At 70.3% G+C, this 8549-nt stretch carries 3 protein-coding genes; all 3 read left to right on the top strand.

All coding sequences use genetic code 11. From position 1 onward, the window contains the following. The coding region (locus tag D180_RS12360; RefSeq protein WP_017913036.1) for a hypothetical protein at positions 1-2022 on the top strand (2022 nt) is incomplete at its 5' end. A gap of 106 nt (positions 2023-2128) precedes the next feature. Next, positions 2129-2935: a DsbC family protein gene (locus D180_RS12355; RefSeq protein ID WP_017913035.1), complete on the top strand. Its 807-nt coding sequence runs from the start codon at positions 2129-2131 to the stop codon at positions 2933-2935. A 300-nt stretch (positions 2936-3235) separates the two neighbouring features. Then, positions 3236-7291, top strand: coding sequence for a phosphoribosylformylglycinamidine synthase (gene purL, locus D180_RS12350; RefSeq protein ID WP_043090906.1), 4056 nt, complete (start codon positions 3236-3238; stop codon positions 7289-7291). Positions 7292-8549: the final 1258 nt, after the last annotated feature.

Raw genomic sequence — 8549 nt, 5'->3', positions numbered from 1 at the left:
GCGCAGGCACCGGCGGTGCGTCGCCACGAGGATCTGCTGTTCTGGACGCTGCCGGGCGGACAGCGCGAACCGGCCACGGCTGCGCATCTGCTGATCGCAGCGCCGTATGCCCAGGTGCAGGCCGCGGTACGTGGCGCCGTGCAAGCGCAGGGGGGCTTCCAGGAACGCAACGAGACCTTGCCGCTGTCGTATCTGCCCGACGATTGGGGCCGGGTCCTGCTGTCACGCCGCCAGGACCTGCGCGCGGCGCTGGCCGAGCGCTTCGCGCAGCCGATGCTGCAGGCGGCGGTGGAGCAGGGCGCGCTGACTGAGGAGGAGGCGCGCACGCGCCTGCAACAGGCGCGCGAGCGCAGCGATTGGGCGCCACAGGATCGCGCCGAACTGGCTGTGTTCCGCGAGACGCGCTATGCGGAATACTGCGCCACGCGCAGCGAACGCCAGGGACTGAGCGGGCGTCTGGAACTGAGGGTATGCGTCTTCGACATGAGCGCGGCCATGGGGCATGCGACCACCGCGCTGAGCATCGAGCGCACCGACAACTACGCCAATCCGGATTACAGCGTGATCAGGCAGATCACCCAGTTCAATCCGCTGGGCGGTGCGTCGCAGCCGTCGCGGTTGAGCCAGCGCGTGGTGCCGGCGGTGCTGTTCCAGGCCGTGCGCCAGGCGCTCGCCGCGAGCGTGCCGCAGCAGCCGGTGCGTGTGGCCGCGTCGCCGTTGGCATGGACGCTGCCGCCGCAGCGCGCCCGTGCGGCGCCGGCCATCGCGTTTGTCCCGCCGCGCAACGACGTGCCGCTGTTGCCGTTCGACGCGCTGCCCTGGGACGCGCTCGGCGGCGAACTGGCCACGGCGGACAGCGGCGCCCGCTACCCGCGCGATCTGCTGGCGCTGCCCGACGGCGATCTGTTGCTCAGCATGCAGGTGCTGGGCGGGACGGGCGCCAGCACCCGGCTGTGGCGGCTGCATCACGACGGCACGCGCTGGCAGACGGAAACGGTCTGGCAGGGCGAGGGCGGTGCGCAACGGCTGATGTCCGATGCGCAGGGCAGCCGCGTGTGGTTCCTGGCCGGCGCCGCTGGCGAGTCCGCCGTCCTGTATGTCTATGACGTCGCCTCACGGCGCCTGCATCGCTACCGGGTCGATGGCGAGGGCAGCGATGGCTACGCGCGCTGGGAACTGGACGCCGCGCAGCGCCCCGTGTATTTCGATCACAGCTACGCTGGCGGTGGCGGTGCGTTCGGCAGCAGTCGGTTCATCCTGAATGCGCCGACCGCCGCGGTACCGGCGGCGGATGGACCCTGGGCGTTCGCGCCGGTGTTCGGCGCGCCGCGACAGGCGTTGATGGATGCGGCGAAGAAGGGCAATGCGCAGCTGTGGCCGGTGCGCCTGCGCGACCCGCATGCGCTGTGGGTGGAGGATGCCCAGGGCATCGCCGCCCTCGATCCGACCAGCGGGCGTGTCCTGCGCGCGTTCGCGTTGCCGCAGCGTTTCGGTCGCCCCGATCCGGTCGACGCCTCCGGCGTGGCACAGTGGGTGCCCACCCCGTTGGGGTCGCTGCAGGGTCGCTGGATCGCCAGCGGCTTCGTGCTGATGCTGGCCGACCACGGCACCGGGACGCCGCAGTTCGCGCCGTCCGGCGCGTCGAAGGCGCAGCCCGAAGCGCGCTTCGTCGGTATGCACGTGCTGGATATGGACGACGGCCGCGTGCGCCTGTCGGCCTTGCTGGGGTGCGCCGACGCGCTGAAGGCGGCGGCCCGTTCGGCGCACGGCCGGCTGCTGGCGCTGGGCAGCGATGCCCCCGCCGCGGCCGGACCGCAGCTGGCGCTGTGGCAGATCGCCGCCGCGCAGACACCGCTGCGCTTGGCCTCGCCGGCGCGCGGTTCGCTGAACACACTGGCGTTTTCGTGGGACGGCGCCACGCTCTGGGCCTTGACCGATGGCGGTCTGCTGCGCTGGTCGCTGCCACTGGCGCTGCGCGATCCGGCGGGTGCGGGCAGCTATCCGGAGCACGCGAAATACTGATCCGCGCCCTTGCTGCGACGGCGTGCCCCCCGCTCAGCCTGTCTACATCGAGCGGACAAGGGGGTATGCGACAATCCAGCCGATCCGCAGCCCTCATGGATAGCCAATGCTCCGTTTTGCTCTTTTTGCGCTGCTGTGCGCCACTTCTCTTTCCGCCTGCGCGCAGCCGGCTTCGCCCACCGGCGGCGCTGCCGCTGCCAAGCCGGCTGCCGGCGCACCTGCCGGCGCACCGGGCGAGCAGCGCGTACGCTCGGCGCTGCTGCAGCTCGATCCCAACTTCAAGCCCGACTACATCGGCGCCGCGCCGTTCCCCGGCTTCCGCGAAGTGGTGGTCGGCGGGCAGGTGCTGTACGTCTCCGACGACGGCCGCTACCTGTTCCAGGCGCAGCCGTTCGACATCCAGGAAAAGCAGTTCGCCTCCAGCGAAGGCCTGCTGAGCTACCGCCGCAAGCTGCTGGAGTCGGCGCCGCGTGCCGACCGCATCGTGTTCGCCCCGGCCAATCCCAAGTACACCATCAGCGTGTTCACCGACATCGAATGCGGCTACTGCCGCAAGCTGCACAGCGAGATCGGCGAGCTCAACAAGCAGGGCATCGCCGTGGAGTACCTGGCGTACCCGCGCATGGGCCTGGGCAGCCAGGACTACAAGGACATGGTCGCGGTGTGGTGCGCGGCCGACAAGAAGCAGGCGCTGACCGATGCCAAGGCCAACGGCAAGGTGCCGAGCGCGACCAACTGCAAGAACCCGGTGACCATGCAGTACAACCTGGGCCAGCGCCTGGGCGTCAACGGCACCCCGGCGATCTTCGCCCCGGACGGCACCCAGATCGGCGGCTACCTGCCCCCGGCCAAGATGCGCGAGGCGCTGGACAAGCGCGCGGCGGAAGCGACGAAGGCGGGCGGAAGCCGCTGAGCGGCCGGGAATGGGGAAACGGGAATCGGGAATGGGTGCGACGTCGCTCGTTCCCGCGGCCACGGCCGCTGAACGCCCGTCTCTCCCCCTTGGTCGGCGGTGCGGCCTCTGCGCCACCGCTGTTGCCGCGCCGCGTTTTGCCGCTGGAGCGCCGCGTCCGCTGTCGCCCAACCACCTCTAGCACGTCCGCTGGCGCCGACCCCGCTCGGCGGCCGGCTGTGCCGATTCCCCATTCCCGAATCGCCATTCCCAGCTCTCCGCTACAATAGCCAGCCCGTTTCCTCACACGGTTCCCCGGACATGATCGTCCTCGAGGGCGCTTCAGCCCTTTCGCCGTTCCGTCGCGCTCGGCTCGAAACCCGCCTGCAGTCCCTCGTTCCCGGCGTGCGCATCGTCGGCGCCTGGCACGTGTACTTCCTCGACGGCGACGACGCCGGGCAACTGGACCTGGTCGCGGCCCGCCGCATCCTGCAGGCGCAGGACGCGCCGGCGCCAGCGGAGGCGGGCACCTGCTCGCGCTACGTGGTGCCTCGGCTGGGCACGCGCTCGCCGTGGTCGAGCAAGGCCACCGAACTGGTCCGCGGTGCCGGGCTGGCGATCCGCCGGGTCGAGCGCGGTACCCGCCTGGACCTGACCGGCTGGCCGCAGGCGCCGGCCGACCAGGCCGCGCTGGCCAAGCTGCTGCACGATCCGATGACGCAGTCGCTGCTGGACGATGCCGCGCAGGCGCAGGCGCTGTTCCAGGCGCCGGCGCGCGGCGAGGTCGAGCGCATCCCGCTGGACCAGCTGGAAGCGGCCAACGCGCGCCTGGGCCTGGCCCTGGCCCAGGACGAGATCGATTACCTGCGGCAGCGCTTCGGCGAACTCGGCCGCGATCCGGCCGACGTGGAACTGATGATGTTCGCGCAGGCCAATTCCGAGCACTGCCGGCACAAGATCTTCAACGCCAGCTGGACCATCGACGGCAAGGAGCAGGACCGCTCGCTGTTCCGGATGATCAAGAACACCCACCAGCAGACCCCGCAGCACACGCTCAGCGCGTACAGCGACAACGCGGCGGTGGTGGAAGGCCATCCGGCCGCGCGCTACCGCCCGGATCCGGCCAGCGGCGAGTACCGCAGCGAGGCGGTGACGCCGTCGGCGTTCTGCATCAAGGTCGAGACCCACAACCACCCGACCGCGATCGCGCCGTTCCCGGGCGCCTCCACCGGCGCCGGCGGCGAGATCCGCGACGAGGGCGCCACTGGCCGCGGCGGCAAGCCCAAGGCCGGCCTGACCGGCTTCAGCGTCTCGCACCTGCGCATTCCCAGCCTGCCGCAGCCGTGGGAAGGCGCGCGGCCGCTCAACCCGCGCATGGCCCCGGCGCTGGAAATCATGCTGGACGGCCCGCTCGGCGGCGCCGCGTTCAACAACGAATTCGGCCGGCCCAACCTGCTCGGCTATTTCCGCAGCTTCGAGCTGCCGGAGACCCAGGACCTGACCCGCGCCTACGACAAGCCGATCATGCTGGCCGGCGGCCTGGGCGCGATCGATCGCGTGCAGGTGGAGAAGATCCCGCTGCAGCCCGGCGACGCGGTGATCGTGCTCGGCGGCCCGGCGATGCTGATCGGCCTGGGCGGCGGCGCGGCCAGTTCGGTGGCCTCCGGCGACAGCGCCGAGGACCTGGATTTCGCCAGCGTGCAGCGCGACAACCCGGAGATGGAGCGGCGCGTGCAGGAGGTCATCGACCGCTGCGTGGCGCTGGGCGCGGACAACCCGATCCGCTGGTTCCACGACGTCGGCGCCGGCGGCCTGTCCAACGCCATTCCCGAACTGCTGCACGATTCCAACGTAGGCGGCCTCATCGACCTGGACCGCGTGCCCAGCGACGACCCCTCGCTGTCGCCGATGCAGCTGTGGTGCAACGAATCGCAGGAGCGCTACGTGCTCGGCGTGCCGCAGGCGCGCCTGGCCGAATTCGCCGCGATCTGCGAACGCGAGCGCTGCCCGTTTGCCGCGGTGGGCGTGGCGACCGCCGAGGAACGGCTCGTCGTGGGTTACGGGGTCCTCGGCGGTGGGAATGGAGAATCGGGAATCGGGAATGGTGAAAAGCAGGCAGACTCCGCTGTTGCCCATTCCCCATTCCCCACTCCCCATTCCCAGCATCCGATCGATCTGCCCATGGACGTCCTCTTCGGCAAGCCGCCGAAGATGCACCGCGACACCCGGCAGCCGCCGGCGCCGCGCTGGCCGGAGCTGGACACCGAGGCGCTGGACCTGCGCGAGGCCGGGCTGCGCGTGTTGGCCCATCCGACCGTGGCGGCGAAGAGCTTCCTGGTCACCATCGGCGATCGCAGCGTCGGCGGCCTGACCGCGCGCGAGCAGATGATCGGCCCCTGGCAGTTGCCGCTGGCCGATTGCGCGATCACCCTGGCCGGCTTCGACACCCACGCCGGCGAAGCGATGGCGATCGGCGAGCGCACCCCGCTGGCCCTGCTCGACGCCGCCGCGGCGGCGCGGATGGCGGTGGGCGAGGCGATCACCAACCTGTGCGCGGCGCCGGTGCAGGCGCTGGACCAGGTCAAGCTGTCGGCCAACTGGATGGCCGCGGCCAACCACGACGGCGAGGACGCGCGCCTGTACGCCGCGGTCAAGGCGGTGGGCATGGAACTGTGCCCGCAGCTGGACCTGAGCATCCCGGTGGGCAAGGACTCGCTGTCGATGCAGGCGCAATGGGCGGTGACCGCCGTGAATCGGGAATCGGGAATCGGGAATGGCGAAAAGCGCGATGCGTCCGCCACCGATGCCGCTGCTTCTCCGATTCCCGATTCCCCATTCTCCAGTCCCGGCGAGACGCACAAATCCGTCTCGCCCGTCTCCCTCATCGTCTCCGCGTTCGCGCCAGTCGCCGATGCGCGGGCGCAGTTGACGCCGTTGCTGGCGCGCGAGGCCGAGAGCGAGCTGTGGTTGATCGGGCTGGGCGGCGGCAAACAGCGCCTGGGCGGTTCGGTGCTGGCGCAGGTGCATGGCGACGGTGCGCTGCCGGCGTTCGGCGGGGCGGTGCCGGACCTGGACGATCCGCAGCGGCTGCGTGCGTTCTTCGAGCTGATCCGCGATGCGCGCGAGGCCGGTCTGCTGTTGGCGTATCACGACCGCAGCGACGGCGGCGCGTTCGCCGCGCTGTGCGAAATGGCGTTCGCCTCGCGGCAGGGCCTGGACATCACCCTCGATGCCTGGGGCGACGATCCGTTCCGCAGCCTGTTCAACGAGGAACTGGGCGCGGTGGTGCAGGTCGCGCGCGAAGACCGCGCGGCGTTCGCCGACCTGGTCGAGCGCCATGCGCTGACCGAGTGCGCGCAGCGCATCGCCCGCCCCAGTACCGCCGCGGCGGTACGCGTGGGCCTGGGCGGCAAGACCCTGGCCGAATGGCGTTGGGACGAGTTGTTCGATGCCTGGTGGTCGGTGACCCACGCCATGCAGACGCTGCGCGACAACCCCGACAGTGCCGCCGAGGAGCGCGCGCTGGCGCGCGATTTCGCCGCGCCCGGGCTGAAGCCGAAACTGGCCTTCGACCCGGCCGAGGACGTCGCCGCGCCGTTCGTCGCCAGCGGCCAGCGGCCGAAGGTGGCGATCCTGCGCGAGCAGGGCGTCAACGGCCAGATCGAGATGGCCAATGCGTTCGAGCGCGCCGGCTTCCGTGCTTTCGACGTGCACATGAGCGACCTGATCGCCGGCCGCGTGAACCTGGCCGACTTCGTCGGCCTGGCCGCCTGCGGCGGCTTCAGCTACGGCGACGTGCTCGGCGCCGGCCGCGGCTGGGCCACCTCGATCCTCGAGCGGCCGGCGCTGCGCGATGCCTTCGCCGCGTTCTTCGCGCGTCCGGATACCTTCGCCCTGGGCGTGTGCAACGGCTGCCAGATGCTCAGCCAGCTCAAGGACATCATCCCCGGTGCCGAGCATTGGCCGCGCTTCCTGCGCAACCGCAGCGAGCAGTTCGAGGCGCGCACCAGCCTGCTGGAGGTGGTGGAGTCGCCATCGATCTTCCTGCGTGGCATGGCCGGCTCGCGGATCCCGGTGGCGGTGGCGCATGGCGAAGGCCGTGCCGAATTCGATACTGCCGTGGACCAGGCCGCCGCGCGCGTGGCACTGCGCTTCGTCGACGGCCATGGCGCCGTCGCCACGCAGTACCCGCTGAACCCGAACGGCTCGCCCGACGGCATCACCGGCCTGACCAGCGACGACGGCCGGGTGACCATCCTGATGCCGCACCCGGAACGTACCCTGCGCTCGCTCAACCTCAGCTGGCATCCGGCCGAGTGGCCGGACGAGGCGCCGTGGCTGCGCATGTTCCGCAACGCGCGGGTGTGGGTGGGCTGAAGCCCGCCCTGGCGCGCTCGCCGCGATGGCGACGCGCCTGCCTGGTGCGCTGCCGACGGCGACGTGTTCGGCGACCTGATCGCGTGCTGGCGCTGGCCCTTGCCAGGGCGCCGTCGGCAGTGCCTGTAGCCGCGATGTTCGGGGCGGCGCTGCCTGCTGCGTTGCTCGGGTCTGTGCCGCGCTGCCATCGCTGTGGGATGCAGAATGCACTGCCGGGATTGGTGGCGTGGCGCATGCGCCGAATCGCGCGTCGCAGTGTCCCATGTGGGAGGGACTGCAGCCCCGACGCAGGACCGCATCCAGGCCGGCCGAACTGGCGGTTTGACGGCCGATGCCGTCGATTTTCCTGTGTGTCGAGTGGGTTTCCTCGGCGCTCCCGCCTGCGCATGCGCTGACCGTGCGTGGTCGCGGCTGAAGCCGCTTCTACGAGACATCGCGGTGCGGTGCGCCTTGCGCGGTGCCGTCATCGCTGCAGCGTGCGTGTGCCTGCGCCATACGCCACCGCTTGCAAGCGAATGGTGCGTCCTCCCGCGCGTGGTGCTCTTCGCCGTGTAGCGACAGTCCGGCAGCACCCGCCCGTCGTCCGGCACAAGGTCGCTCCGCCGCGCGACCGCTCGCCCCATTTCGCGCAGTCGGCGCTATGCGCAGCCGTCTGGAGCCGTCATCCGGCATGCCTGGGCGCGCTTTTGCGCCTCTACCATCCGGTCGCGTCAAGTCCTTGACAGGAAACGAAATCGCCCGAAGCGCGGTGTGTCAAGGTTGGCAAGGTATGTGCCGAAAAATTGGCGCGAGCTGGTTGTTTTCATTGATATTTATCGAAAATTTAACGAAATCAGTCTGAATTCGCGGTCTGTGTCACGGCGCATGTCGCATTAAGTCAAAAACTTGACGTACTCGAGAGGCCGAGTTAACACTCGGGTCAGTTCCGCATTCCACCTCGGTTCATCTACAGCTCCGAGCAGCGACAGGCGTGAGCCTCTCGCGTCCCGCTAAGGGACGTGCGGCACCAAAAAACCGACAGGGGGTCGGCCGGCCGGAACGCCGGGCGAGGGTGGCTTTTTTGACCAAAAACCAGCCGAATTGAGGAGCAGTCGTCGATGAATCGGATTTATCGCAAGGTCTGGAACAACGCACTGGGGATGTGGGTCGTGGCATCGGAACTGGCCAGCGGCGATGCGCGCGGGGCCGTCGTCCGCGACCGCCGCGCCGCACGCGCACACGGCCTGGCCCTGGCCGGCGCGATCGCGCTGGCGCTGGG

The sequence above is a fragment of the Xanthomonas sp. SHU 166 genome (assembly GCF_000364685.1).
GTDB classification, from domain to species: Bacteria; Pseudomonadota; Gammaproteobacteria; order Xanthomonadales; family Xanthomonadaceae; genus Xanthomonas_A; species Xanthomonas_A sontii.
This window is presented reverse-complemented; position numbering and strand designations above follow the sequence as displayed.